This is a genomic window from Streptomyces sp. NPDC101178, assembly GCF_044767965.1.
Lineage (GTDB): Bacteria > Actinomycetota > Actinomycetes > Streptomycetales > Streptomycetaceae > Streptomyces.
Genome location: NZ_JBIWOZ010000003.1, coordinates 422917 through 447339, shown reverse-complemented (window position 1 = coordinate 447339; position 24423 = coordinate 422917). Strand labels below are relative to the sequence as shown.

Genomic DNA, 24423 nt, shown 5'->3' with positions numbered 1-24423 from the left:
GATGTCGGTCGTCCTCGGCTACGACGAGTCCCCCGGCGCCGCCCACGCCCTGCGCATCGCGATCGAGGTGGCGGCGGCGTACGGCGAGGAGCTGGTCCTCGTCTACGGCGCGGCCGCACCGGGCCTGCGCGACGGGGCCGAGTACCGCAGCCACTACGACGCCATCCGGCAGGCCGGTCGCACCGGCCTGGAGCACGCGCTGACGTCCGCCGAGGAGGCCGGCGTACCGGCGAGCGTGGAGGTGCTGGACGAGAGCCCGGCGCAGGCCCTCCTGGACGCGGCCGAACGGCACGGCGCCCGGGTCATCGTGGTCGGCACCTGGGGCGAGAGCCCGATGCGCGGCGCCCTCCTCGGCTCGACCCCGCACAAGCTGCTGCACATGTCCCCGATCCCGGTGCTCTGCGTCCCGACGGAGGAGGGCACACCCTAGGTAGCGCGGGCCCTCACCACGCCTCCCCGCTCTCCGCCGCCCGGCTCGGGGCGCCCCGTCCCGCGCCCTCCGCGTCCTTCCCCAGCACCCGGAACGCCAGCAGCGGGAACGCCAGCACCGACACCATCGCCGCCGCCACCAGCGCCGCGGCCTCCCCCGCACCGATCACCTTCTCGTCCAGGCCGATCGCGGTGATCGCGACCACCAGCGGCAGACACGTGGCGGAGAACAGCGCCAGCGCGGACCGGGGAGCGCGCCCGGTCAGGTCGCGCGGGGCCAGGAGATACGCCGGCACGCCCCGCACCAGCAGGAACAGCAGCAGGAAGACCGGCAGGAGCAGCAGCGGGCGGCCGCCGTCCAGGAGCGCCGCGAGGTCGAAGTCGATGCCCGTGACGACGTAGAAGAACGGGACCAGGAAGCCGAACCCGATGGCCTCGATCTTCCCCAGGATCTCCCCGCTGCGCTCCGGCACCGCACCCTGGAGGACCAGCCGGGTCAGCATCCCGGCGGCGAACGCGCCGAGCAGCGTGTCCAGGCCGAAGACATGCGCCAGCCCCAGCATCCCGGCGAGCAGCAGCATCACGAAGCGGACCGCGAACTGGCCGCTGCTGTGCAGGGTCATGGCGATGATCCGGGCGAACCACGGCGGCCTCGGCCGCATCGCCCAGAACACCGCGCCCACCGTGATGACCGCGAACACCGCCAGCACCGCGCTCGCCACCCCCGGGCTCCGCCCGCTGAACAGCAGGGCCATCGCCACGATCGGCCCGAACTCGCCGACCGACCCGAACGCCATCACCACCGACCCGAACCTCCCCTCCAGCCGCCCCGAGTCCCGGAGGATCGGCAGCACCGCGCCCAGCGCCGTACTGGTGAGCGCGGTGCCGATCACCAGGCTCTTCGCCACATCCGCGCCGCTGAGCAGCAGCGCGATACCGAGCCCGACGGCGAACGAGAGGACCCAGGCCCCGCCGGCCCGCCGCAGCGTGGAGCCACGGACCTCGGCGACCCGGATCTCGTACCCCGCGAGGAAGATCAGCATCGAGAGCCCGAGGTCGGAGAGGGCGTCGATGACCTGGTCGTGGTGGGCCCAGCCGAGCACATCGGGCCCGACGAGGATGCCGAGCACGATCTCGAAGATGACGACGGGGACCGACAGCCACCGCCCGGTCGCATAGCCGAGCAGCGGCGCGAGAACCGCCAGGGCCATGATCAGGACGAGGGTCCCGGGGTGCTCCATCGCTCGTGTATAGCAAGGAACGCCCCGGAATCAGCCGCTATGACACCCCGTCGGCGTCACCCGTTCTCCCGCCCCGGAGTGCCGCAGGACGAGGCGAGCCGTTGAATGCGGAACAGGGCGGCACCGGGCCTTCCGGGAACGGTCCAGCACGGACCCTCCCGGAACAGGGCAGCACCGGGCTCACCCGGAAGGTCCGGCACCGGGCTCTCCCGGAACGGTCCAGCACCGGCCCCTCCCGGAAGGTCCGGCACAGGACAAGGAGCCCCATGCCGTCGTCACAGGCCCGTACGGACCGGGAGGGCGCACCGCGCCGCGACCGGGGTGCGCTGCGGCGTACCGGTGAGTGGTGCGCCCGGCACTTCGTGACCGTCCTCGTGCTCTGGGTCGCCGCGCTCGCCGGGCTCCAGGTCCTCCAGCACGCCTACGGCGGCGCCTACTCCGACGACTTCTCGCTCCCCGGCACCCAGTCGCAGGAGGGCCTCGACGTCCTCAAGGCGCACGCGCCGCAGGCCGGCGGCTACAGCGCCCAAGTCGTCCTGCACGACGCCGACAAGCCGCTCACCTCGGTCTCCGACCAGGTCGCCACAGCGGTCACCGACCTCCAGAAGCTGCCCGACGTACTCTCCGCGCAGAACCCGCTGCCGTCCTCCGGTTCCACCCCGCCTCCGCCGCCCGATCCCAACACCGGGCCGCTCTCCACCGACCAGAAGACCGCCTACATCACCGTCCGCTTCAGCGTGCAGCCCGCCACCCTGGATCCGTCCTACCTGGACGGGGTCGACGCGGCGGTGCAGCCGCTGCGGTCGGCCGGAGTGGACGTGGAGTACGGCGGTCCGCTCGGTGAGCTGGCCCGGCCCGAACCCGGCGACCGCACCAGCGAGGCGATCGGCTTCGGCGTGGCGATCGTGGTCCTGCTGATCGGCTTCGGCAGCCTGCTCGCCGCCGTGCTGCCACTGGTCACCGCGCTGATCTGCGCACTGTGCGGCCTCGCGCTGCTCGGCCTGTTCGCCGCCGCCGCGACGTTCGCGACCGTCTCCCCGACGCTCGCCACGATGATCGGGATCGGCGTCGGCATCGACTACGCGCTCTTCCTGGTCACCCGCCACTGGCAGAACCTGATCGACGGCCGGAACCCGGTCACCGCCGCCGGAAACGCCGCCGCCACCAGCGGCCACGCGGTGCTGCTCTCCGGCTGCACGGTGATCATCGCGCTCTCGGGGCTCTGGGTCTCCGGGATCGGGTTCATCGGCAAACTCGGCCTGGCCGCGGCGGTCACCGTGGTCACGGCGGTGCTCGGCGCCCTCACCCTCGTACCGGCGATCCTCGGTCTCATCGGCCGCCGTATCGACCAGGTGCGCGTACGGAGACCGGTGGCCGAGACCGTACCGGCGCCGGAAGGTGCGGAGGGTGCGGAGGGTGCGGAGGGCAAGGAGGGCCCGAAAGGCGCGGAGGGTACGGAGGCGGGCGGCTGGCACCGGTACGCGCAGCGGGTGGAGCGGCGGCCGTGGTGGTTCCTGGCCGGCGGGGTGGTGCTGCTGGCCGTGCTCTCCTTCCCGGTCCTCTTCATCCAGCTGGGCCACATCGGCGACGGCGCCGACCCGAAGTCGTTCACCGACCGGCGCGCCTTCGACCTGATGTCGAGCGCCTTCGGCCCCGGCTCCAACGGCCCGCTGACCCTCGTCATCGACCAGAGCGCGGTGGACTCCTCCGACCGCTCCGCCCTCGCCGACCAGGCGCAGAAGGCCCTGGCGAACGTCCCGGACGCGGCCGTGATCACCCCGCTCTCCGCCACCTCGGACGGCGACGTGCTGACCGCCACCGCCTACTCGGTGGCCGCCCCGCAGGACGAGCGGACCACCTCGCTGGTCAACCGCCTCACCGACGACGTACTCCCGCAGGCCGTCTCCGGCACGGACGCGGCCACCTACGTCACCGGCACCACCGCCGCGCAGGTCGACTTCCTGGACATCGTCTCCAGCCGGCTGCCGCTGATCATCGCGGTGGTCGTGGCCCTGGCGTTCCTGGTGATCCTGGCCGTCTTCCGGGGCCTGCTCGTCGCGGTGAAGGCCGCCGTGCTCAACGTCCTGTCGATCGCCGCCTCGTACGGGGTCGTGGTGGTCGTCTTCCAGTGGGGCTGGGGCGGTCCGGCGCTCGGTGTGTCGGGCAAGGTGCCGATCGAGAGCTATGTGCCGATGATGATGTTCGCCATCGTCTTCGGCCTCAGCATGGACTACGAGATCTTCCTGCTCTCCCGCATCCACGAGGCCTGGCTGCGCACCGGCGACGCGAAGGCGAGCGTGGCGCACGCGCTGGAGATCACCGCCCGGGTCATCACCTGCGCGGCGCTGATCATGGTGAGCGTCTTCGCCGCGTTCGTCATCAGCGACGACATCGTGGTGAAGATGCTGGGCCTGGGGCTGGCCGCCAGCGTGCTCATCGACGCCACCGTCGTACGGCTGCTGCTCGTCCCGGCGGTGATGACCCTGCTGGGCCGGTCCGCGTGGTGGATCCCGGGCCCGCTGGACCGGATCCTGCCGCACCTGAACGCGGAGGGAGGCGCTCAGGTGTCCGAGCGGTCACCGGGGCGGGTGAAGGACGTGACGGGCGGAGCGAGCCGCTCCTAGGGTGTCGGGATGCCTTCCCCCCTCACCTCCGAGCAGCCGCGCCCCACCGCCGCCGCCGGAACCACGGAGACCGGCAAGCCGCCCGACGCCGGCCGCGACCACTTCTTCGACAACGCGAAGTACCTGGCGATCGTGCTGGTGGCGGTCGGGCACGCGTGGGAGCCGCTGCCGAGCGGGCGGCTGGTGGAAGCCGCGTACACGCTGATCTACACCTTCCACATGCCGGTGTTCATCCTGATCGCGGGCTACTTCTCGCGCGGTTTCGAGCTGCGGCCGGACCGGGTGTGGAAGCTGATCACCAGTCTGCTGGTGCCGTATCTGATCTTCGAGCTGCTCTACACGGCCTTCCACCGCCTGACCCGCGACCCGGAGCTCCCGCTCTCGCTGCTGGAGCCCTACTGGCTGCTGTGGTTCCTGCCGGCGCTGTTCTTCTGGCGGCTCTCCACGCCGGTCTGGCAGGCGGTCCGCGCGCCGGTGCTGGTCTCGCTCGCCGTCGCCGCCGTGGCGACCGTGTCCCCCGCCGCCGACGGCAACCTGCCGCTCCAGCGCATCCTGCAGTTCCTGCCGTTCTACGTGCTGGGCCTGCGGCTGCGGCCGGAGCACTTCGCGTTCCTGCGGCGTACGTGGGTACGCGTCGTCTCCGTACCGGTCTTCGCGCTCGGGCTGCTGGTCGCGTACTGGCTGGTGCCCCGGACCTCGACCTCGTGGTTCTTCCGGAAGAACAGCGCCCGCGAGATGGACACCGCCGAGTGGACCGGGCCGACGGCCACGCTGCTGCTGTTCGTGGCGGCCGTCGTACTCGGCGCCTGCTTCCTGGCCTGGGTGCCGAAGGGCCGCAGCTGGATGACGGCGCTCGGCACCTGCACGCTGTACGGGTACCTGCTGCACGGCTTCGTCATCCGGGCCCTGCGCTACGGCGGCTTCTACGACCGGCCGTTCTTCGACACGACCCTCGGCACCCTCGCCGTCACCGCGGGCGCGGCGGTCATGGTGACCCTGCTCTGCACCCCGTACGTACGGAGCCTGCTGCGGCCGCTGCTGGAGCCCCGCCTGGAGTGGGCCAGGCAGCGGCCGGCCGCTCCCGGGTGACCGCTCGGACGGTGACGGAATCCTGTGCGGGGCCGGGTCCCGGAGCCGGGGTGCGAGCAGTGCGGACGCCGTCTCCAGCTGGGCGGCCGGGGCGGCGGCACACGGGCCGCCGCCCCACGCGGGCTACGCGGCGCGGTTGGCCCGGCGCTGCGCGGCGGCCGCACGCGCCTCCGGCGTCGGCACGGCCGGACCACGGCCGCGCCGGGCCGGGGCCCCGCCGCCGCGCTTGGTGCCGCGCCCCATGAACGCGCCGCCACCGCCGCGGCCGGAGCGCTCCTTGGGCGGGGCGGTGATGACGACCGGGACGCCGGAGGGCGCCTGCGCACCGGTGATCCGGCTCAGCTCGGCCTCGCCGGAGCGGACCTGGGCGATCTGCGGGGTGATCCCGGCGTCCGCCATCAGGCGGGTCATCTCGCGGCGCTGGTTCGGCAGCACCAGCGTGACGACGCTGCCCGACTCACCGGCCCGCGCGGTACGGCCGCCGCGGTGCAGGTAGTCCTTGTGGTCGCTCGGCGGGTCGACGTTGACGACGAGGTCCAGGTTGTCGACGTGGATGCCGCGCGCGGCGACGTTCGTGGCGACGAGGACCGTGACGTGCCCGGTCTTGAACCGCTCCAGGGTCCGGGTGCGCTGCGGCTGGGACTTGCCGCCGTGCAGCGCGGCCGCCCGGACACCGCTGTGCAGCAGGTGGTCGGTGAGCTTGTCGACCGCGTGCTTGGTGTCCAGGAACATGATCACGCGCCCGTCGCGGGCGGCGATCTCCGTGGTGGTGGCGTACTTGTCGGCGCCCTGGACGTAGAGCACGTGGTGCTCCATCGTCGTGACGGCACCGGCGGCCGGGTCGACGGAGTGGACGACCGGGTCGTTGAGGTAGCGCTTGACGAGCAGGTCGACGTTGCGGTCGAGCGTCGCGGAGAAGAGCATCCGCTGCCCGTCCGGGTTCACCTGGTCGAGCAGCTCGGTGACCTGCGGCATGAAGCCCATGTCGGCCATCTGGTCGGCCTCGTCGAGGACGGTGATGGTGACCCGGTCCAGCTTGCAGTCGCCGCGCTCGATGAGGTCCTTGAGCCGGCCCGGCGTTGCGACGACGACCTCGGCGCCGCCGCGCAGCGCGCTGGCCTGACGGCCGATGGACATGCCGCCCACGACGGTGGCGAGGCGCAGCTTGAGCGACCGGGCGTACGGGGTGAGCGCGTCGGTGACCTGCTGGGCCAGCTCACGCGTCGGTACGAGCACCAGGGCGAGCGGGCGCCTGGCGTCGGCGCGGCGGCCCTCGGTACGGGCCAGCAGCGCCAGGCCGAAGGCGAGGGTCTTGCCCGAGCCGGTGCGGCCGCGGCCGAGCACGTCACGGCCGGCCAGCGAGTTCGGCAGGGTCGCCGCCTGGATCGGGAACGGGACGGTCACCCCTTCCGTGGTCAGCGCCGCCTTGAGCGTGGCGGGCATCTCCAGCTCGTCGAAGGTCTCGGCGGCGGGCAGCGCCGGGGTGATGGTCACCGGCAGGGCGAACTCGCCCTTCAGCGCCGAGCTGCGGCGGCCGGCGCCACCGGAGCGCTTGGGTCCGCCGCCGAACCCGGCGGCGCGGCGCTCACCGCCGCCGGAGTAGCGCGGGGCGCCGCCGCTGCGGCCGCCGGCGGGACCGCCGGAGCGGCCACGGCCGAATCGGTCGTTGGAGCGGGGGGTACGTTCGCGGTTCATGCAGAACCTTTCCTCGATGGGCACGTATCGAGGGATTCTTTTTCGGGAAGCGACCGTGAACGGCACCCAGAATCGCAAGAACGAGCCGATGAAATGACAAAGGGAGAGAGCGAAGCACGGCCGCCGGGAATACGTGCACCGGACGGGGCTTCACAGGGGGCGCGCTCGGCGGGCCCCGGAAACAGCAACGAGCTGGGGCCCGCACCCCAAGGTGCGGGCCCCAGCTGCGCAGTGCTGCCTGAGTGATCAGGCGGGGGTGATGTTCTCGGCCTGCGGGCCCTTCTGGCCCTGCGTGACGTCGAAGTTCACCTTCTGGCCCTCCTGCAGCTCACGGAAGCCGGAGGCGGCGATGTTGGAGTAGTGGGCGAAGACGTCGGCGCCGCCGCCATCCTGCTCGATGAAGCCGAAGCCCTTTTCCGAGTTGAACCACTTCACGGTGCCAGTAGCCATGTCATATCTCCTTAGGGGAGGGGCAGTGCCCGCGGGCCCACACTCTGCGGACCCCACGTCGCCGCGATGATTACCCCGTCCGGAAGAGCACCGGAAAACTTGAAAGTTTTTGGGAACCACAACTGCAACTGAGATCAACAGTAGCACGGTGGGTCCGGGAGAGGCTGGATGAAATATCACGCCGAACGAGGGAACAAAACAGCGGGCAAAAAGCCTCACCGCACATTGAGTGAAATTCTGTGGTGCCGAATGCAGATATCTTCGCGGGCGCGCTCTCCGCCCGGCGGAACCGCCCGACGCCCGGCGGAACCGCTCAGTGCTCGATGGAACCGCTCAGTGCCCGGCGGGACCGCTCAGTGCCCGGTGGAGCCGCGCAGCTCCTCGTTGAGGCGCAGCGCCTCTTCGAGCTGGTCCTCCAGGATGACGATGCGGCAGGCGGCCTCGACGGGCGTGCCGGCGTCGACCAGTTCGCGGGCGCGGGCGGCGATGCGCAACTGGTAGCGGGAGTAGCGGCGGTGACCGCCCTCGGACCGCAGCGGTGTGATCAGCCGGGCCTCGCCGATCGCCCGCAGGAAACCCGGCGTCGCGCCGATCATCTCGGCGGCGCGCCCCATCGTGTAGGCGGGGTAGTCGTCGTCGTCGAGACGGTCCACGGCGTGCGAGGGGGTCTCCGGGGGCAAGCTGCACCTCTTCTGTCACGCATGACCGAGGGCCCGGGGCGCCGTACGCCTGCGGGATGCCCCTCTGCTGCGTACCGCTGTTTCACCTGACTGCACAAGAAACCCTAATCGCCCGGGAAGGCCATGTCTATCGCGGTCGGGACAGGTTTCAGCCACCGGCGGCGGGGCGACGGCCGAGATGTGGGTGGAACTGACCGACTGGTCAGTTGTCGTGGGGCGGACCGCGGGGCCATAATGCACGCGTAGCCCTTCACGCATCCCCCGTCGTGAAGGGCTACACCCCTGTCCGGAACCGGTTCCGGCCCGTGCGGCGCGACTTCGGGCCCGCCCCGGAGCCCGGTCGGCGCGGCGGTCATCACGGGCAAGGGACTCCCCTCGTGGTCCCCTGCCCGTGTTTTTTCGAGTTAACAGTGACGTAGAGTGTTTGCGCAAGCTCAGTTCCGACTCCGAGGTGAGCGTGGAGGCCCGGATGGCCATGGTCGACGGCGACGAACCCGGTACGGAACGGAACGAACCACCCGAGCCGGCCGGAGCACCTCCGCTGAACTCGCTGCGGGAAAAAGTCGAGTACATGGTCGAGAAGACCTTCCCCGGCCAGAAGATCTCGGGCCGGGTCTTCGCGGAGCTGGTGCGCGAGCGCGGCGGCTCCCTCTCGCACAGCTACTTCTCCAACATCCTCGCCGGCAAGGTCACCCAGCCCTCCGAGGAGATCCTCAAGGCCCTCGGCCTGGGGTTCGGCGTGGACTGGCGGTTCTTCAAGGAGGAGTCCGAGGTCGTCGACGACGTCGTCGCGGGGCTCCAGTTCCTGGCCAAGCGGCGGACCGGCGAGATCAGCGGAGTGGCGGGCCGCGGACTGGACGACGAGGGGCTGCCGCCGGAGCTGCTGCGGTTCGCGCTCTCGCTGCTGGAGGACGCGGCGCGGGAGAGCCCGGAGGAGCCCTCAGGGGTGACATCGCGGGAGCCCTCGCGGAACCGCCCTCAGGGCACGTAGCGTCGGTGTCATGTCCCTGCGGAAGCTGCGCAAAGAGTGCGAGGCACAGCTCGCCGACCTGCCCATCCCGGCCCCCTTCTCACTGACCGGACTGGTCGCCAACATGGAGGCGGCGCGCGGCCGAACCATCCGGCTGCACGAGATGCCGGACCACCTCGCCCGCGTCAACGCCGCCTGCGGGCTGCGCCTGAAGGCCGGTTCCACCAGCCTCGTCCTCTACCGTCGCAGGCCGACCGCGTACCAGACCGAGCACGTCATCCTGCACGAGCTGTGCCACGAGTGGTTCGACCACGGCACGACCCTCGACGCCGGGCAACTGCGTACGCTGCTCCCGGTCTTCGACACCTCGCTGATCGCCCGGATGATCTCGCCCGAGGCCGCCGCGTCCTTCGCCGCCGGCGGCTCCACCGTGCAGGCCCGCGCGCAGTACGCCACCCATGACGAACGCATGGCCGAATTCGGTGCCTCCCTGATCCCCCGGATGGCGCGTGACCTGTCCACCGATGACATGGTGGGGCGGCTGACCGACTCCCTGTCCCGCCCGGTGGCCCACCGCCGGCGCGGGCTGTTCCCCCGACGGGGGCCCTCCGGCGACGCGTGAACCGTCACCTGACACGTGCCACCATCCCGACCGCGCCACTTCGATCGCCCCCCATCCCGACCGCGCCCCACCGCGCCCCTGACCTCCGAGGACGAAGACCGCTGTGACCCCCCTCGATCTCGCCGGCTACCTGATAGCCGGTCTGATGACGGCCGTTGCCCTGTGGCGTATGCCCGCTGCCCTGTGGGGAGACGAGGAGGACCGCAGACGGCGGGCGCTGTGGGGCTGCTACGCCGGATTCGCCGTCGCGCTGTGGACCAAGACCGAGGCCGTGCGCACCGCGCTCAACAACAGCGCCGTCACCGACCTCGCCGTACTCATCAAGCACTACACCGCGACGGTGGCGATTCTGGCCATCCTCAGCTACATCGTCGCCATCTACGGCCGCTACCCGGAAGCGGGCGCCGTCCCGCGCCACGTACGGTTCGCGCGGTTCGTCCAGCAGGTCGCGGCGAAGGCCTCCGTGGCGACGCTGATCCTGCTGACCGTCCTCTTCTTCACCGTCGTCGACCGCTCCGTCCCCTCGGACCGCTTCGTCTCCGACCACGCCGGCGAGTGGGGCGCCACGCTCTACATGAGCGTCTTCTACCTCTACCTCGGCGCCGCCTCCGCCGTCTGCGCCTTCCAGTGGGCGCTGGCCACCGCCGACGCCAAGCGGCGCCATCTGCGCGTCGGGCTCGGGATGATGACGTTCGCGATGTTCATCGGCGTCGGCTACACCGTCAGCCGGACCCTCTTCCTCTGGGTCAGCGTGGTGGACGAGCCGAGCGAGGCGTTCGCGCTCCGCTTCGACCAGGTCACCGAGGCCGCGCAGCTGGTCCTCTTCGCGTTCTTCGCGCTCGGCGCGTCCGTCCCCGCCTTCAGCACCGGCGCACGCCGGGTCAGGCTGTGGCGGGCCCAGGTCCGGCTGCACGCCCTCTGGTCCGAGCTGATGGCGTCCTTCCCCGACCAGCCCTTCGACCCGCCCGCCTCGCTCGCCCGCGAGCTGACCCGGTTCAACGCCCCGGCCGACCTGCGGATCGACCGGTGGGCCGCCGACATCGCGGACGCGGTGGAGAAGCTGCGCCATTACGTCCCCGACGAGCTGGTCGCCACGGCCGAGGAGGCCGCCGCGCGGGAGACGGGCGATGCCCACCGGGCCGGGGCGCTCGGCGACGCGTACTGGATCCGGGCCGCGCTGCTGGCCAAGGAGTCCGGAGCCCCGGCGGGCCCGGCCGCGGCGGTGGCGGCCCAGCAGGCGGCCGACCAGGACGGCGAGGTGGCCCGGCTGGAGCGGGTCGCCGCCGCGTACCGGACGGTCACGGTGGACCGCGCCCGCGATGCGCTCGCGGCGGCGACCGCCCGTACGTCGGAGACGACGGAGCGGACCTCATGAGCACCACCGCCACAGCCGCCGGGGAAGCCACCCTCGCGCGGACCGTCACCGACGTCCTCCAGCCCCGCAACGCCCTGCTGGCCGGCATGCTCGGCATCGGGCTCGCGGCGGCCGGTGACTGGACCGGGCTGCTCTGGGGGTTCCTCGGGGCGCTCTGCGCGGGACTGATCCCGGCCGGGTACATCGAGTGGGAGCGCGGACGCGGCACCTGGGGCGACCGCCATGTCGTGGACCGTACGAAGCGGGCCCCGATCTTCTTCGTCATCCTCGGCTCCATCGGGGCCGGTTCGGTGGTGATGGTCCTCGGGAACGCGCCGGGCGGCATCCTCGTCGCGATGCTCGCGCTCTGGGTGATGACGATCGGGCTGCTGGCCGTCAACACGGTGTGGAAGATCTCGGTCGACGCGGCGGTGGCCTCGGCGGTGGTGGCGCTGCTCGCCGTCGTGCACTCCCCGTGGTGGCTGGCCGCGTACGTGTTGACGGTGGCCGTGTGCTGGTCGCGGGTGGCCCTCGGCTACCACACGGTGGCGCAGACCGTGGCGGGTGCGGCGCTGGGGGCGGCCACGACGGTGGCGTACGCGTTCGGCTGAGCGTTCCCCGCTCGTACGACCGTGCGCACGCGCACTCCTCACGGTCCCGTGACACGGGTGCGCCGCACACCGCCCGGCGGCCGCCGGGCCCCTAGCGTGGCCGCCATGCGCGTACTGGTCACCGGCGGAGCCGGGTTCATCGGGTCACATGTCGTCGCCGCGCTCGCCGCGGCCGGGCACGAGAGCGTGGTGCTCGACGCCCTGCTCCCCTCGGCCCACCCCGGCGCCCCGGGCCCCGGCGCGGCGGCTCCGCAGGTCCCCGGCGGCCGGGTGGTCGTCGGGGACCTCCGGGACCGGGACACGGTGGCGGAGGCGCTCGACGGGGTCGACGCGGTCTGTCACCAGGCGGCGATGGTGGGGCTGGGCAAGGAGTTCGCGGACGCGCCGCTGTACGTGGGGTGCAACGACCTCGGTACGGCGGTGCTGCTGGCCGAGATGGCCGGCGCCGGGGTGCGGGACCTGGTGCTGGCCGGGTCGATGGTGGTCTACGGCGAGGGCCGCTACGACTGCCCGCGCCACGGCACGGTCCGGCCCGGCCCGCGCCCGGAGGCCGCGCTGCGGGCGGGGAGCTTCGAGCCCCACTGCCCGGACTGCGGTACGGCGTTGGCGCCGGGCCTGGTCTCCGAGGACGCGCCCGCCGACCCGCGCAACGTGTACGCCGCCACCAAACTCGCCCAGGAGCACCTGGCCGCCGCGTGGGCCCGGGCGACGGGCGGCCGGGCGGTGTCGCTGCGCTACCACAACGTGTACGGGCCGGGGATGCCGCGCGACACCCCGTACGCCGGAGTCGCCTCGTTCTTCCGCTCGGCCCTGGCGCGCGGCGAGGCGCCCCGCGTCTACGAGGACGGGCGCCAGCGCCGCGACTTCGTCCACGTCCACGATGTCGCGGCGGCGAACGCGGTGGCCCTGGAGGCGGTCCGGGAGCGCAGGCCCGCCTCCTTCTCCGCGTACAACTGCGGCAGCGGTGACCCGCACACGATCGGTGAGATGGCCACCGCGCTGGCCGCCGCGTACGGCGGTCCCGAGCCGGTGGTGACCGGCGAGTACCGCCTCGGCGACGTACGCCATGTCACGGCGGACTCGCGGCGGCTGCGCGAGGAGCTGGGGTGGCGGCCGGAGGTCGGATTCGCGGAGGGGATGGTGGAGTTCGCGCGGGCCGGGCTGCGCGGGGCCGAGGCCGCACAGGTCGCCGGGGCGCCTCAGCCGGTGGGGGCCGAGGCGCCGTGAACATCCGCTGACGCGGGCTCACACTCCGGCGTACGGAAAGACGTCGCGCGGGCTCACACTCCGGCGCACTGGGCCGTGCGCGGGCCGTGGACCTCGTTGGCCCGCTGGGCGTTGTCCGGCGCCGGAGCGTTGGCGGAGCACGCCACCGGGCCGGTGACCTTGTTGGCGGAGAGCAGGACGCCTCCGGTGTTGCCGGTCAGGACGACGGCACCGGTGACCGTGTTGGCGGTGCACCCCGGGCCGCCGAGCCGGACGGGTCCGGTCGTACGGCTGACGGCCAGCGGCCCGGTGACGGCCGACCCGCACACGTGGATCGCGGCGGCGCGGTCGGACTGGAGCGGGCCCTGGAGCGTGGAGCCGGTCAGGACGAGGGCGGCTCCGGCGCGCACGGTGACCGGGCCGCGCAGAGTGGCGCGGTCGGCGCAGGTGACGCCGTCCGTGACGGTCAGCGGACCGTTGCGTACGCCGGTGACGGTCGCGGTGCACGCCGGCGCGCGCACCACCCGTGCCTTGTAGGCCAGCGCCTCGGCGAGCTTGCCCGGCTTGGCGTCCGTCAGCGGCTTGCCCAGCTTGGCGAACTCGCCGCCGGTCTCCTTCTTGCCGCCGTTCCACTCCGCGATCCGCCCCAGCTGGTCGGCGGTCTTCCCGTCGTCGACGACCGCGTCGGGAGCGAGCGCGGCCATCGACTTCGAGGCGCTCTTGACGAGGTCGAGGTACGGGCCCGGCGAGGTCAGGTCGTACGCGGCCGTGTCGTGCCTCCCACGCAGCCACGAGCCCCAGGAGAACTCCAGGAACTCCGTCGCTCCGTCGGGGACTTCGTAGCCGATGTCGCGCGTGAAGTAGACGAGGCTGCGGTAGGGGTCGTCGCGGAAGTTGGTGATCCCGAGGCGGTCCGGCAGCTGGTCCACGGACAGGGGCTTGTTGTTCTCGTCGCGCAGCCAGACCTTCTTCCCGGCCGTCATGCGCTGCCAGAAGGCGGTGGTGGAGAGGGAGCTGAAGTTGTCGGTGACACGGAGGCGGACCGGCAGCCGGGTGGAGCCGTCGGGGCCTTCCAGGAACGACGTCAGCGTGTGGTGCCCGTCGGTGAGGTAGAGCTTTCCACCGGGGCCGATCACGGCCGTCTTCATCGGGGCGACCGACTCCGCGGTCTCCTGGCCGAGCTCCACGGTGCAGGTGAAGCTCGCCGGGTCGTCCAGGCGTGCGCCGGAGGGCACCGAGGCCGCCTCGCCCTGGCCGTTGGTCTCGCACCAGTCGTCGAACCGCTTGTTGAAGCCGCCCGCCGCCTCGTCGCGGTCGCTGCCGTAGCGGCCGAGCTTGTAGAAGACCTGGTCGAAGCCGAGTACGGCCTGGGTCGGGTGGAGTTCGCCGAGGGTGACGTCGATCAGGTCGCCCGGCTGGGCGCAGGCGCGCGGCAGCGGCCCGCTCCCGGCGCACGCCCCCGAGCCGCCCGCACCCCCCGCGCTGCCGGGTCCCGCCGCGACCGCCCCGGTGGACGCGCCGACGACCACCGTGCCCGCGGCCAGCACTCCGGCCAGAAGCCGGGCCCCGCGCCGCGGCAGGCCGGTACTCGCTCTGTTCATGACGTCCTCTCCCCACACCCGTACGCGTTCCTTCGCTCGAAAGATCGCAAGGTGCGGCGACGTCCGTAGGGACGGGGCGTGAACGGCCGGTGACGCTGTCATGCCACGGCGGGACCGGCCGTGCGGGACGCCTGGCGCGGGGGCGCGGCGGGCGCGGGTCGAGTCCAGGGCGCTCCGGCGCGAGCCCGGCGCGGTCCGGGGTGGCCCGAGGCGGTCCGGGGTGGCCCGAGGCGGTCCGGGGTGGCCCCGGAGCGCGCCCACCCCGCCGCCATCCGGCCGACGCTGATGACCCGGAAGAACCTATAGACCGAAATGCCGTAGTTGTCTCCGTAGGGTGAGGCGGGTGACCGATTCCTCTGCCCTTCACCCGGAAGCCGCCCCTCCGCAATCAGCCATTCCGAGAGCCGATATCGTCCTGCCCTGCCTCGACGAGGCGGCCGCCCTGCCCTGGGTGCTCGGCCGGATTCCCGCCGGCTGGCGCGCGATCGTCGTCGACAACGGGTCGACCGACGGTTCCGCCGAGCTGGCCCGCTCCCTCGGCGCGTACGTCGTCACGGAGGAGCGGCGCGGCTTCGGCGCGGCCTGCCATGCCGGACTGCTCGCCGCCGAGGCCGAGTTCGTCTGCTTCTGCGACTGCGACGGTTCGCTGGACCCCGCGCTGCTGGCCGGGTTCGTCCGGCGGATCGCGGACGGCGAGTGCGATCTGCTGCTCGGCCGCCGCCGGCCCGAGGGCCAGGGCGCGTGGCCGCCGCACGCGCGCGCCGGGAACCTGGCGCTCGCCCGGATGCTCCGCCGCCGTACGGGTCTGCGCCTGCACGATCTCGGCCCGCTGCGGGCGGCCCGCCGCAGCGACCTGCTGGCCCTGGACCTCACCGACCGGCGCAGCGGCTACCCGCTCCAGATGGTCGTCCGGGCCTCGGACGCCGGACTGCGGGTCGCCGAGAGCGACGTCCCGTACCGGCCGCGTACGGGAAAGTCGAAGGTGACCGGCACCTGGCGCGGCACCTGGCACGCGGTACGCGACATGCGCGGCGTCCTGCGCGAACCACCGGCGGACCGCGCGCCGGCGCACGCCCTGACGACCGGGGCGGGGGCCGGCCGATGAGCGCGTACGGGCCGATCGGCACCCTCGCCCCCTTGGGACCCACCGACGTGCTGGTCATCGCCAAGGAGCCGGTACCCGGGCGGGTCAAGACCCGGCTCTGTCCGCCCTTCACCCCCGCCGAGGCCGCCGAACTCGCCGCCGCCGCGCTCGCGGACACGTTGGAGACCGTGCTCGCCCTCCCCGCCCGGCGGCGCGTGCTCGTCCTCGACGGGCGGCCGGGCGCCTGGGTGCCGCCGGGCGTCGAGGTGGTCCCGCAGAGCGCGGGCGGGCTGGACGAGCGGCTCGCGGCGGCCTTCGGAAGGTGTACCGGGCCGGCCCTCCTGGTCGGCATGGACACCCCGCAGATCACCCCGGCCCTCCTCGCCCCCGCGCTCGCCCCGGGCGCCTGGGAGCGGTGCGACGCGTGGTTCGGCCCCGCCGAGGACGGCGGCTTCTGGGCGCTGGGCCTCGCGCACCCCGACCCCGCCCTGCTGCGCGGGGTGCCGATGTCCGTCCCGGAGACCGGTGCGGTGCAGCGGCGCCGGCTGGTGGAGGCCGGTCTGGCGGTACGGGACCTGCCGGTCCTGCTCGACGTGGACACCGCGCCGGACGCCCACCGGGTCGCGGCCGAGGCGCCGGAGGGCCGGTTCGCGGCGGTGCTCGGCCGGCTGACCGGCGCAGGAGCCGGGGCCGAGGCCGACAGGGCCGGGGCCGGGGCCGAGGCGCGGATGGGGGCCCGATGAGCACGATGCTGCCGTCGTCGTCGACGACCGGGACGACGACCGGGACGACCACCGCTCCGGACGCCCGGACCGAAGCCGAACCACCCGTTGCCGTACCGCCCGGCGCCGAATCCCGTACCGCCCCCTGGTCCACCGACCCGTACGCCAACGCCCTGCGCAACGGCCACGGCCCGCTCTTCCTCCGGCGCAGCGACGGCTGGCTGCTGCCGCTGGAGGTCGAGCGCTGGTGCTCCGACGCGGGGGCCGCCGACCTCTCCGCGTTGCACCGCTGCGAAGGCCCGGTGCTGGACATCGGCTGCGGTCCCGGACGGCTGGTGGCGGAGCTGACCGCGCTGGGCCACCGGGCGCTCGGCATCGACGTGAGCGCGGCGGCCGTCGCCCGCACCCGGCGCATCGGCGGCTCGGCCCTGCTCCGCAGCGTCTTCGATCCGCTGCCGGGAGAGGGCCGTTGGGGCACTCTGCTGCTGGTCGACGGCAACATCGGCATCGGCGGCGATCCGGCCGCCCTGCTCGACCGGGCCGCCGACCTCCTCTCCACCGGCGGGCTCCTGATCGCCGAGACCTCGCCGCTCGACATCGACGAACGCTTCCAGGTCCGCCTGGACGACGGCCTGCGCACACCGGCCGAGCCGGCCGGCCCGGCGGACCGGCCGTTCCCATGGGCGCGGATCGGCACGCCGGCGCTGCTGCGGTACGCCGGCGCGTGCGGCTGGCGCCCGGCCGATCAGTGGAGCGCGGAGGGCCGCGCCTTCGTCGCGCTGCGCCGCCCGCGCCTTCCGCTGCGGAAGCGGAGCGCGCGGACGAGCAGCCAGAGCGCGGAGAGCGCGAACAGCACGCCGGTGATCAGCAGCCAGTTGGAGAGGTAGACGTCCGGGGTGGTGCCGGAGGCGGCCTCGTACCGCCGTTCGGTCCGCCGGGTGATCAGCGGGAACCAGACCAGCAGGAGCAGCCCGGAGAGGAACACCGGTACGCGGACGAAGTTGACCAGGTCCCGCCGCGGGCCGAGCGCCGCGCGCAGGGCCCGGTCGGCGCCCGCGTACACCGGGAGCAGCACCAGGTCGTGCAGCAGCGCCGATCCGGCGAACCAGAGCAGGACGCCGAGGGTGTCGCCGTCCAGGAGGCGTACGCCCGCGTATCCGGCCAGGCAGAAGGTGGCCGCCAGCAGGAGGAGGTGCAGGGGACCTTCGCCGTACCACCGGCGTACGGAGAATCGCGCACGCCGCACCCGTACCGCTCTCGTGGACATCACAGCTCTCCGAACGTCAGTGATCCGACCCACTTGGTGTTGAGTACGCCGGGGGCCGCCGGCACGATGATCCGGGCCGGATGGCCGTGGTCGGCCGTCAAGGGCGCGCCGTTGACCTCCAGCGCGAGCAGCGAACGCCCGTCGCGGACCTGGTTGTCGCGCAGGGCGGCCTTCCGGAAGGGCCCCCGGCGCTGGATCGACTCCACGAACACACCCGGCGGCCGGTCCGGATATCCGGCGATCGCCGCCAGGTCCCGCAGCCGCACCCCGCGCCAGAGCTGGTCGGAGGTGGACCAGCCCTCCACGCAGGCGATCGGGAGCGCGGCGGTGTGCAGCTCCATGGCCAGCAACTCCTCTCGGGAGAAACGGAATTCACCGGCAGGCCCGCGCACACGAAGCCGCCAGGCCTCGCCTCGGTCCGCCGCGGTGATCCGTACGGCCGCGGCCGTCTTGTTGATCTGGAAGCCGCCCGGCCCGGGTTCCGTACCGCCGCGCGGCGTGAGCAGCGCGGTCCGGCGCAACGTTCCGTCGAAGCTCCGCCCGGCCGAGGTGAGCAGCAGGAGCAGCGACCCGGACCCGACCAGCGCGAGGGCCCCGCGCCGGGAGACGGTGGCCGGCAGCGGATCCGGTGAGGCCAGCTCGTCGGCCTCACCGCGCGGAATCCCGTTCCTCAACACCCTTACCGCGCGCGGCAGTTTGAGAGCGGTGTGCGCGACGAACCCGGCGAGGAACACCCACGCCCCGTAGAAGTGCAGCCGGTAGAACGACCCCGGGAACAGATAGTCCAGCTGGATGTTGAGGAGCCCGGTGAGGAACTGGAACAGCGCTCCGCCCACGAGCAGCAGCAGCGAGAGCCGCTCCAGCGCATGCCCCGCCGACCGGACGGGCGGCAGCGCGAAGAGCCGGGGGATCACCGACCACAGCTTCGCCAGCAGGACCGGGACGAGCACGATCCCGACCGTGACGTGCAGCCCCTGCGTCAGCCGGTAGAGCCAGTGCGGCCCGGTCGGCCAGGCGAACAGGTAGAAGCCGAGCCACCCTTTGTCCGGCGTCGAGTCGTTGGCCGCGTTCAGGTCCGGGTTGTAGGCGGCGTACGAGAGCAGCCCGGTCACGGTGACCACGGTGAGCCCGACGAGCAGGACGAGCCCCAGCACCGCCGTGAACCGCACCCCGCGCACCGGGCTGCGCCAGAAGGCGGGGTCGGCGGGCGTACGCGGGCGCGCGCTGTGGGAGCGGCGGAAGCTGGTCAGGGGCATGGTCCCGACGCTAGGCGCCGGGACGCGTACGGGAGCGGCCCATGGCTCCGGCCCGGCGCCCGCGCCGCCCGTACGGCCCATCAGCCGGGCGCGGGCCCTGTCGTACCGCCGGAACGCGGCCGGGCGTGCATAGCGTGCCAGCGTGAAGACCGAGGACACCACAGAGGACACCGAGAGCACCGAACCCGACGCACCTGACGCACATACGGGCGCCCCGGGCACGGGCGGAAGCCTCCCGCCCCCTCCGGAGGACGCCAGCGCCCACCGCCACGACCTCACCGCCGCCGCCCTCGCGGTCCTGCTCGTCGCCGCCGCCATCCTCATCGGCCGGTACGTCCAGAACCGGACCGGCACGCTCCAGGTCCAGTGGCCGCCGCTCCTGGCCTCCTGGGACCCGCACCTCGGCCCCGGCACACCCGCCGCGCTGACCCTCGCCGTGCTGGTGGTCGCGTACGGTCCGCCGCTCGCCGCCCGGCTGCCGTGGCGCGGGCTCCTCGCGGCGGCCTGGACCGGGTCGACGGGCTGGGTCTTCTCGATGGCGCTGATCGACGGCTGGTACCGGGGCGTGGAGCGGCGCCTCACGACCAAGCACGAGTACCTGCGGGTCATCGACCGCTTCGACGACATCCCCGCCACCCTGCGCGACTTCACCAACCACATCGTGATCGGCGAGCCCGGCAACTGGCCCGCCCATGTCGCCGGCCACCCGCCGGGCGCGACGCTGACCTTCGTCTGGCTGGACCGGATCGGGCTCGGCGGTGGCGCGTGGGCCGCCGTCTGGTGTGTCGTCGTGGGCAGTTCGGCGGTGCTGGCCGCGCTGATCACCGTACGCGTCCTGGCCGGTGAGCGCCTGGCCCGGCGGGCGGCACCCTTCCTGGTCCTCGCCCCGGCGGCCGTCTGGGCGGGCGTCTCGGCCGACGGGTACTTCGCCGCTGTCGCCGCCTGGTCGGTGGCGCTGCTCGCGCTGGCGGCGACGCGCCGGGTCCGCTTCCCCGCTGCGGCGGCGGTGGGCGGGGGCCTGCTGTTCGGGTGGACCTGCTACCTGAGTTACGGGCTGGGGCTGATGGCGGCGGTCCTGCTCGCGGTCCTGCTGCTCACGCGGACGGCCCGCCCGGTGGTCCCGTTCCTGCTCGGCGGGCTGGTGGTCCCGGTGGCCTTCACGCTGGCCGGCTTCAACTGGTGGACGGCGTACCACCTGCTGGTCGAGCGGTACTACCAGGGCGCGGGGGGCGTACGCCCGTACGCGTACTGGGTCTGGGCCAACCTCGCCTGCGCCGTCCTCGCGGCGGGCCTGGCGGCGGTCGCCGGAGTGCGCCGGAGCACGTCGTACGCCTTCGGGGCCGTACGGGAGCTCCGTACCGGCACGATGACCCCCGCCCAACGGCTGGCGGTGCTCGTGGTCGCCGCGCTGGTGGCGCTGCTCGCCGCCGACCTCTCCGGGATGAGCAAGGCGGAGACCGAGCGCATCTGGCAGCCGTTCCTGCTGTGGCTGCTGCCCGCAGCCGCCCTGCTGCCCGCCCGGACCGCCCGGTACTGGCTGGTCGCGTCGGTGGTCCCGGCGCTGCTGATCAACCACCTGCTCTGGACGGGGTGGTGAGCGAGCTGGTGAACGGGTCCGTTTGCGGAGGCCGGTCCTCTTGCGGGCGCCGGTCCGTTTGCGGGGGCCGGTCCGTTTGCGGGGGCGCGGCGGACCCGGTTACGTGGAACGGGTGAGTCCGGAACACCCCGCACCGCACCACGTGGAGGTACCTCCGATGGCGAAGAAGAACCGTTCCGCGCCCGCCAAGGGCCTGCGGGCCAGCAAGGCGGGGCTCGCGCTGAGCCTCGGCAGCAGCGCGCTCGCCGTCCTCAGGGCCTCGAAGCAGGTGCGCCGGGCCAGCAGCTCGCACGACAAGCTGAACACCGCCGACGCGGTGGCCGGGATGCTGCCGCTGATCACCTCGGCCGCCCTGGTCCTGCGGCAGCTGCGCGGCCGGAAGCGGGAGAACGAGCCGAAGACGGCGTGAGCGCCGGGCATCACCCGTACGGGGCAACGAACGACCGCTGAAAGGGCCGGTGTCCACGTCGGGCACCGGCCCTTTCACGTCGGGCACCGGCCCTTTCACGTGAGGCGCCGCCCCTCTGACGTCGGGCCTCGGCCTTTCACGTCGGGTCGGGCCTCCGCAGCACCGGCGGCCCTTCCCTGATCCGCGAGGCCAGCACCGCGATGTCGTCCTCCGCGTCTCCGCCGAACCGGTCCAGCACCTGGTCCAGCAGCCCGTCGAGGCTGCCGCCGGACGGCAGGGTCAGCGAGGCCAGCCGCGCCACGGACACGTCGATGTCCTCGTCCCGCCGTTCCACCAGGCCGTCCGTGTACATGAACAGCACCGTCCCCGGCCCGCACGGCACGGTGGTGGTCCGGTAGCCGCCGAAGCCGGTGCCGAGCGGAGGCCCGGACTCCACCGGAATGATGTGGGCCCGGGACGCACCCGGGTCGATGAAGACCGGCGGCAGATGGCCCGCGCTGGCCACCTCGCACACCCCGCCGAACCGGTCCACGACGGCGAGCAGGCACGTCGCCGCCCGGTCCAGGCCCGACCGCTCCACCATCTCGTCGAGCCGCTCCAGGATCCGGTGCGGCGGCAGGTCCTCGGCCGCCAGCAGCCGCAGCAGCGAGCGGTAGTGGCTCATCGCCACGGCCGCCTCCACGCCGTGGCCCATCACATCGCCCATGGCCTTGAGGTGGCGGCCGTCCTGGAGCGGTACGACGTCGAACCAGTCGCCGCCCACCAGGACGCCGCGCTCCGCCGGGAGGTAGCGGGTGGCGACCTCCACGTGCGGGTGCGGGCCGCGGGGTTCGGAGAGCAGGGAGCCCTGGAGTTCGAGGGCGATGCTGTGCTCGCGGTCGTAGCGGCGGGCGTGGTCGAGGTCGACGGCGGCCCGTCCGGCCAGCTCCCGGGCGACGAGCACGTCCTGGTCGCTGAAGGCCGGCGAGCCCTCCGCCCGGACCAGGCTGAGCGTGCCGATCTGGCTGCCGCGAGAGGTGAGCGGGACGACGAGCGCCTCACGCAGGCCGAGCGCCTGGGAGGCGGCGATCCGGTCCGAGGTGAAGGCGGAACGGCCGCGCCGGTGGTCCTCCCAGTCGTCGAGGACCGGCTCGTTCTCGGCCAGGCAGCGGGTCACGGCGGAGTCGGCCGCGAAGTCGACGTACTCCCCCGGGTGTCCGAACAGCTGCACCTGCTCGTCCAGCCGCCCCCGCCCCCGCAGCGCGGCCCGCCGCAGCCGCAGGACACCGGGCTCGGGACGGCGTACGGGATGTCCCACCTCGGGCGGGAACACGTCGACGGCCGCCACGTCGGCGAAGGCGGGCACCACGAACTCCGCGAGCTCCCGGCAGGTGGTGTCCATGTCGAGCGTGGTGCCGATCCGGACGGCGGCCGTGGAGAGCAGGGCCACATGGCCGCGCGCCTCCTCCAGCTCGGCCCGCTGCCGGGTGACGTCGCTGATCTCGACGACGATCACCATCAGCCCGCACACCGCCCCGCCCGTCTCCAGCCGGTGGTAGGTGGCGCGCCAGAACCGGGGGTCGTCGGCGGCCGCGGCCCAGGTGCGCCCGCTGATCGTCTGTTCGCACGGTTCGCCGTCGCGCAGGACACCGCGCAGGACGGCGGCCTGGCCGCGGAGCTCGGGCAGCACCTCGGTGAAGGTGTGGCCGATGTGGGATCCGGCGGGCAGGCCGTTGAGCCGTTCGAGGGCGGGGTTGACGTAGGTGTAGCGGAGGTTCGCGTCGAGAACGGCCACTCCGGCGGGGTTGCCGTCGAGCAGCGTGGCCACGGTCGTGGGGTCGAAGGACGAAGGCATTCCGTCGCCGCACGCTTCGGCCTGCAAGGGGGTCTCCTCCGCCGTCGATCGGCCTCCGGACCTCCATGGTGTGCGGCGCTCCCCGGCACCGCATCCGCAGCGCCCCCGGAGGCGTACCGGCTCCATACGCAGCGGACCCGGAGGCGTGCCGGCAGAGGTGCCAGGGGGCCGCCCCGGCTCAGGAACTCGGCAGGAGTCCGGCCGGTCCCCGCTCCGCGCGCAGCCGGTCGAGGTCGAGCGTGCCCTCGGTCGGCTCGGCGGTCGGCGGCAGGCTCAGAGCGGCGATGACGGGCCCCGGCAGACTGCCGGTACCCAGCAGTCCGGTGACCAGCGTGGTGGTGAGCCGGTGCCAGGCCGGAGCGCGGCGGATCATCGCGTGGTCGCCGCCGCGGACGGTGACCATGCAGGTGCGGGCGCCGGCGCGGCGGGCCCGCGCGGTGAGCGACTGGGTGGCCTGGGGGCTGGTGATCCGGTCCCGGCTGCTGTGGACGAGGACGATGTCCCGCCCGACGAGCTGGGTCACCGGGTCACCCGGCGGGCACCACGGGGCGAGGCCGACGACTCCGCGTACGAGCGGATGCCCGGCGGCGCGCAGGGCGGCGCGGGCGCCCATGGAGTGGCCGAGGAGGACCACCGGCACGTCTCCGGCCTCCTCGCCGAGGGCGTCGAGCGCGGACAGGGCGTCGCGGAGGGCGTCGGCGCGGTGGCCGTTCCAGCCCCGGTGCTCGTAGCGGACCTGCCGTACGAGGACCTCCGTACCGTCCTCGGGCGCGCGGACCTTGGGCGTGCGGGTGGCCCGGCGCAGGGCCCGGACGAAGGGGCGCATGCGGACGCCGGGGAGGTTGAGGGGGCCCCAGGGCGGCGGTTCGGTACCGCTCTCGTGCCCCCCGTGCAGGACGAGAACCGCTGCCGCCGGCGGTCGTCGGTCCACGCGTACCTCCAGATCCGGGTGCGGAGCCGGTGAGCCCGCTCCTGTACTACGTATTCGGAGCGGACGCCGGTCCGGATGGGGCCGAACGTGTCAACGGCCGGAAAGTGCCGTTCACTGTACGGGCACGCCCTCACCCTTGTACGTACCACCTTGTACGTACAACCTTGCACGTACAACGAACGCAGCAGAAGGAGTCGTCATGGCGGCAGGACCTCCCCTCGGCACCCCGGCACCGGACTTCACGCTCCCGGGCGGTGTCCTGTCCGGCCCGTCCGTGCCCGGGGACACCTTCGAGCGCGGCGACTACACGCTCTCCGCCGCTCGCGGCCGGGCCCTGGTGCTGGCCTTCTACCCCGGCGACAACACGAGCGTCTGCACGAAGCAGCTCTGCTCGTACTCCTCGGGCATGGAGACCTTCGAAGGGCTCGACGCGGAGGTCTGGGGCATCAGTCCACAGGGTGTGGACAGCCACGAGTCGTTCGCCCGCACCTACGGGCTCCGCATGCCGCTGCTGGCCGACGAGGGCCGGGAGATCGCCAAGGCGTACGGGGTCGCCGCGCCCGGCATCGGCGTACGGCGGGCGGTCTTCCTCATCGGCCCGGACGGCGTCCTGCGCTGGAAGCACGTTGCTCTGCTGGGCGCCACCTTCCAGTCACTTTCCACCCTCGCCGATCAGCTGTCCGGCATTAAAACCGCGTAAAGATTGCCGGGTTCCGGCAGTGTCAGGAACCGGCCGCCCATGGGATCATCC

Annotated in this window: 22 protein-coding genes; 14 read left to right on the top strand and 8 right to left on the bottom strand. The window is 73.2% G+C overall.

What is annotated here, in order from left to right:
* Position 1 precedes the first annotated feature (1 nt).
* The gene (locus ACIRR8_RS10505) at positions 2-430 is read left to right on the top strand and encodes a universal stress protein (protein ID WP_404061671.1); all 429 of its coding nucleotides are present in this window, start codon (positions 2-4) and stop codon (positions 428-430) included.
* Positions 431-443: 13 nt separating this feature from the next.
* On the opposite strand, the gene ACIRR8_RS10500 is transcribed toward ACIRR8_RS10505, so the two are convergent.
* Positions 444-1670: a cation:proton antiporter gene (locus ACIRR8_RS10500; protein WP_404061668.1), complete on the bottom strand. Its 1227-nt coding sequence runs from the start codon at positions 1668-1670 to the stop codon at positions 444-446.
* 266 nt (positions 1671-1936) lie between these two features.
* Here ACIRR8_RS10500 and ACIRR8_RS10495 point away from each other — a divergent pair, with 266 nt between their 5' ends.
* The gene (locus tag ACIRR8_RS10495; protein ID WP_404061665.1) at positions 1937-4294 is read left to right on the top strand and encodes an MMPL family transporter; all 2358 of its coding nucleotides are present in this window, start codon (positions 1937-1939) and stop codon (positions 4292-4294) included.
* Positions 4295-4303: 9 nt separating this feature from the next.
* Positions 4304-5383 carry an acyltransferase family protein gene (locus ACIRR8_RS10490; RefSeq protein ID WP_404061663.1) on the top strand — a complete coding sequence of 360 codons (1080 nt, stop codon included), beginning with the start codon at positions 4304-4306 and terminating at the stop codon, positions 5381-5383.
* 123 nt (positions 5384-5506) lie between these two features.
* On the opposite strand, the gene ACIRR8_RS10485 is transcribed toward ACIRR8_RS10490, so the two are convergent.
* The 3 genes from ACIRR8_RS10485 to ACIRR8_RS10475 form a co-directional block, all read right to left on the bottom strand.
* Entirely contained in the window at positions 5507-7078 is a 1572-nt protein-coding gene (locus tag ACIRR8_RS10485; RefSeq protein ID WP_404061661.1) for a DEAD/DEAH box helicase, read from the bottom strand.
* Positions 7079-7324: 246 nt separating this feature from the next.
* Positions 7325-7528: a cold-shock protein gene (locus tag ACIRR8_RS10480; RefSeq protein WP_003967653.1), complete on the bottom strand. Its 204-nt coding sequence runs from the start codon at positions 7526-7528 to the stop codon at positions 7325-7327.
* Between the two features lie 353 nt (positions 7529-7881).
* Positions 7882-8208 carry a MerR family transcriptional regulator gene (locus ACIRR8_RS10475; RefSeq protein WP_404061657.1) on the bottom strand — a complete coding sequence of 109 codons (327 nt, stop codon included), beginning with the start codon at positions 8206-8208 and terminating at the stop codon, positions 7882-7884.
* A 424-nt stretch (positions 8209-8632) separates the two neighbouring features.
* Here ACIRR8_RS10475 and ACIRR8_RS10470 point away from each other — a divergent pair, with 424 nt between their 5' ends.
* The 5 genes from ACIRR8_RS10470 (at position 8633) to ACIRR8_RS10450 (ending at position 12992) form a co-directional block, all read left to right on the top strand.
* Positions 8633-9199, top strand: coding sequence for a hypothetical protein (locus tag ACIRR8_RS10470; RefSeq protein ID WP_404061655.1), 567 nt, complete (start codon positions 8633-8635; stop codon positions 9197-9199).
* A 10-nt stretch (positions 9200-9209) separates the two neighbouring features.
* Positions 9210-9800 carry a toxin gene (locus ACIRR8_RS10465; RefSeq protein WP_404061652.1) on the top strand — a complete coding sequence of 197 codons (591 nt, stop codon included), beginning with the start codon at positions 9210-9212 and terminating at the stop codon, positions 9798-9800.
* A gap of 103 nt (positions 9801-9903) precedes the next feature.
* Positions 9904-11175: an MAB_1171c family putative transporter gene (locus ACIRR8_RS10460; RefSeq protein WP_404061649.1), complete on the top strand. Its 1272-nt coding sequence runs from the start codon at positions 9904-9906 to the stop codon at positions 11173-11175.
* The gene (locus ACIRR8_RS10455; RefSeq protein WP_404061647.1) at positions 11172-11765 is read left to right on the top strand and encodes a hypothetical protein; all 594 of its coding nucleotides are present in this window, start codon (positions 11172-11174) and stop codon (positions 11763-11765) included. Before ACIRR8_RS10460 ends, ACIRR8_RS10455 begins: the two co-directional genes overlap by 4 nt.
* A gap of 105 nt (positions 11766-11870) precedes the next feature.
* Positions 11871-12992 carry an NAD-dependent epimerase/dehydratase family protein gene (locus ACIRR8_RS10450; RefSeq protein ID WP_404061644.1) on the top strand — a complete coding sequence of 374 codons (1122 nt, stop codon included), beginning with the start codon at positions 11871-11873 and terminating at the stop codon, positions 12990-12992.
* A gap of 53 nt (positions 12993-13045) precedes the next feature.
* Here the strand turns inward: ACIRR8_RS10450 and ACIRR8_RS10445 are convergent, their stop codons facing one another.
* Positions 13046-14572 (bottom strand): ParB/Srx family N-terminal domain-containing protein, encoded by a 1527-nt coding sequence (locus tag ACIRR8_RS10445; RefSeq protein ID WP_404061642.1) that lies wholly within the window; start codon positions 14570-14572, stop codon positions 13046-13048.
* A 334-nt stretch (positions 14573-14906) separates the two neighbouring features.
* Between ACIRR8_RS10445 and ACIRR8_RS10440 the strand changes: the two genes are divergently transcribed.
* From ACIRR8_RS10440 to ACIRR8_RS10430, 3 genes are read left to right on the top strand one after another with little or no spacing between them, the layout of a single operon-like run.
* Entirely contained in the window at positions 14907-15677 is a 771-nt protein-coding gene (locus tag ACIRR8_RS10440) for a glycosyltransferase family 2 protein (RefSeq protein ID WP_404061639.1), read from the top strand.
* A complete protein-coding gene (locus ACIRR8_RS10435) occupies positions 15674-16399 on the top strand; it encodes a DUF2064 domain-containing protein (RefSeq protein WP_404061636.1) in 726 nt (241 codons plus the stop codon). Before ACIRR8_RS10440 ends, ACIRR8_RS10435 begins: the two co-directional genes overlap by 4 nt.
* Positions 16396-17265: a class I SAM-dependent methyltransferase gene (locus tag ACIRR8_RS10430; RefSeq protein ID WP_404061633.1), complete on the top strand. Its 870-nt coding sequence runs from the start codon at positions 16396-16398 to the stop codon at positions 17263-17265. Before ACIRR8_RS10435 ends, ACIRR8_RS10430 begins: the two co-directional genes overlap by 4 nt.
* A gap of 379 nt (positions 17266-17644) precedes the next feature.
* On the opposite strand, the gene ACIRR8_RS10425 is transcribed toward ACIRR8_RS10430, so the two are convergent.
* Positions 17645-18901 carry a molybdopterin-dependent oxidoreductase gene (locus ACIRR8_RS10425; RefSeq protein ID WP_404062557.1) on the bottom strand — a complete coding sequence of 419 codons (1257 nt, stop codon included), beginning with the start codon at positions 18899-18901 and terminating at the stop codon, positions 17645-17647.
* Between the two features lie 142 nt (positions 18902-19043).
* On the opposite strand from ACIRR8_RS10425, the gene ACIRR8_RS10420 reads away from it, so the two are divergent.
* Positions 19044-20498 (top strand): hypothetical protein, encoded by a 1455-nt coding sequence (locus tag ACIRR8_RS10420; protein WP_404061630.1) that lies wholly within the window; start codon positions 19044-19046, stop codon positions 20496-20498.
* A gap of 157 nt (positions 20499-20655) precedes the next feature.
* Positions 20656-20907, top strand: a complete 252-nt coding sequence (locus ACIRR8_RS10415; RefSeq protein ID WP_404061627.1) for a hypothetical protein — start codon at positions 20656-20658, stop codon at positions 20905-20907.
* A gap of 136 nt (positions 20908-21043) precedes the next feature.
* On the opposite strand, the gene ACIRR8_RS10410 is transcribed toward ACIRR8_RS10415, so the two are convergent.
* Both ACIRR8_RS10410 and ACIRR8_RS10405 read right to left on the bottom strand, forming a co-directional pair.
* A complete protein-coding gene (locus ACIRR8_RS10410; RefSeq protein WP_404062555.1) occupies positions 21044-22741 on the bottom strand; it encodes a SpoIIE family protein phosphatase in 1698 nt (565 codons plus the stop codon).
* A gap of 178 nt (positions 22742-22919) precedes the next feature.
* A complete protein-coding gene (locus ACIRR8_RS10405) occupies positions 22920-23672 on the bottom strand; it encodes an alpha/beta fold hydrolase (RefSeq protein ID WP_404061625.1) in 753 nt (250 codons plus the stop codon).
* 199 nt (positions 23673-23871) lie between these two features.
* On the opposite strand from ACIRR8_RS10405, the gene ACIRR8_RS10400 reads away from it, so the two are divergent.
* The gene (locus ACIRR8_RS10400; RefSeq protein ID WP_018514004.1) at positions 23872-24372 is read left to right on the top strand and encodes a peroxiredoxin; all 501 of its coding nucleotides are present in this window, start codon (positions 23872-23874) and stop codon (positions 24370-24372) included.
* Positions 24373-24423: the final 51 nt, after the last annotated feature.

What these genes read in the sequence shown, in the direction of transcription:
- ACIRR8_RS10505 (WP_404061671.1), top strand. Translation starts at nt 2, where the DNA reads ATGTCGGTCGTCCTCGGCTACGACGAGTCCCCCGGCGCCGCCCACGCC.
- ACIRR8_RS10490 (WP_404061663.1), top strand. Translation starts at nt 4,304, where the DNA reads ATGCCTTCCCCCCTCACCTCCGAGCAGCCGCGCCCCACCGCCGCCGCC.
- ACIRR8_RS10415 (WP_404061627.1), top strand. Translation starts at nt 20,656, where the DNA reads ATGGCGAAGAAGAACCGTTCCGCGCCCGCCAAGGGCCTGCGGGCCAGC.
- ACIRR8_RS10480 (WP_003967653.1), bottom strand. Translation starts at nt 7,528, where the DNA reads ATGGCTACTGGCACCGTGAAGTGGTTCAACTCGGAAAAGGGCTTCGGC.
- ACIRR8_RS10410 (WP_404062555.1), bottom strand. Translation starts at nt 22,741, where the DNA reads ATGCCTTCGTCCTTCGACCCCACGACCGTGGCCACGCTGCTCGACGGC.
- ACIRR8_RS10435 (WP_404061636.1), top strand. Translation starts at nt 15,674, where the DNA reads ATGAGCGCGTACGGGCCGATCGGCACCCTCGCCCCCTTGGGACCCACC.
- ACIRR8_RS10455 (WP_404061647.1), top strand. Translation starts at nt 11,172, where the DNA reads ATGAGCACCACCGCCACAGCCGCCGGGGAAGCCACCCTCGCGCGGACC.
- ACIRR8_RS10425 (WP_404062557.1), bottom strand. Translation starts at nt 18,901, where the DNA reads ATGCCCCTGACCAGCTTCCGCCGCTCCCACAGCGCGCGCCCGCGTACG.
- ACIRR8_RS10485 (WP_404061661.1), bottom strand. Translation starts at nt 7,078, where the DNA reads ATGAACCGCGAACGTACCCCCCGCTCCAACGACCGATTCGGCCGTGGC.
- ACIRR8_RS10465 (WP_404061652.1), top strand. Translation starts at nt 9,210, where the DNA reads ATGTCCCTGCGGAAGCTGCGCAAAGAGTGCGAGGCACAGCTCGCCGAC.
- ACIRR8_RS10500 (WP_404061668.1), bottom strand. Translation starts at nt 1,670, where the DNA reads ATGGAGCACCCCGGGACCCTCGTCCTGATCATGGCCCTGGCGGTTCTC.
- ACIRR8_RS10430 (WP_404061633.1), top strand. Translation starts at nt 16,396, where the DNA reads ATGAGCACGATGCTGCCGTCGTCGTCGACGACCGGGACGACGACCGGG.
- ACIRR8_RS10495 (WP_404061665.1), top strand. Translation starts at nt 1,937, where the DNA reads ATGCCGTCGTCACAGGCCCGTACGGACCGGGAGGGCGCACCGCGCCGC.
- ACIRR8_RS10450 (WP_404061644.1), top strand. Translation starts at nt 11,871, where the DNA reads ATGCGCGTACTGGTCACCGGCGGAGCCGGGTTCATCGGGTCACATGTC.
- ACIRR8_RS10445 (WP_404061642.1), bottom strand. Translation starts at nt 14,572, where the DNA reads ATGAACAGAGCGAGTACCGGCCTGCCGCGGCGCGGGGCCCGGCTTCTG.
- ACIRR8_RS10400 (WP_018514004.1), top strand. Translation starts at nt 23,872, where the DNA reads ATGGCGGCAGGACCTCCCCTCGGCACCCCGGCACCGGACTTCACGCTC.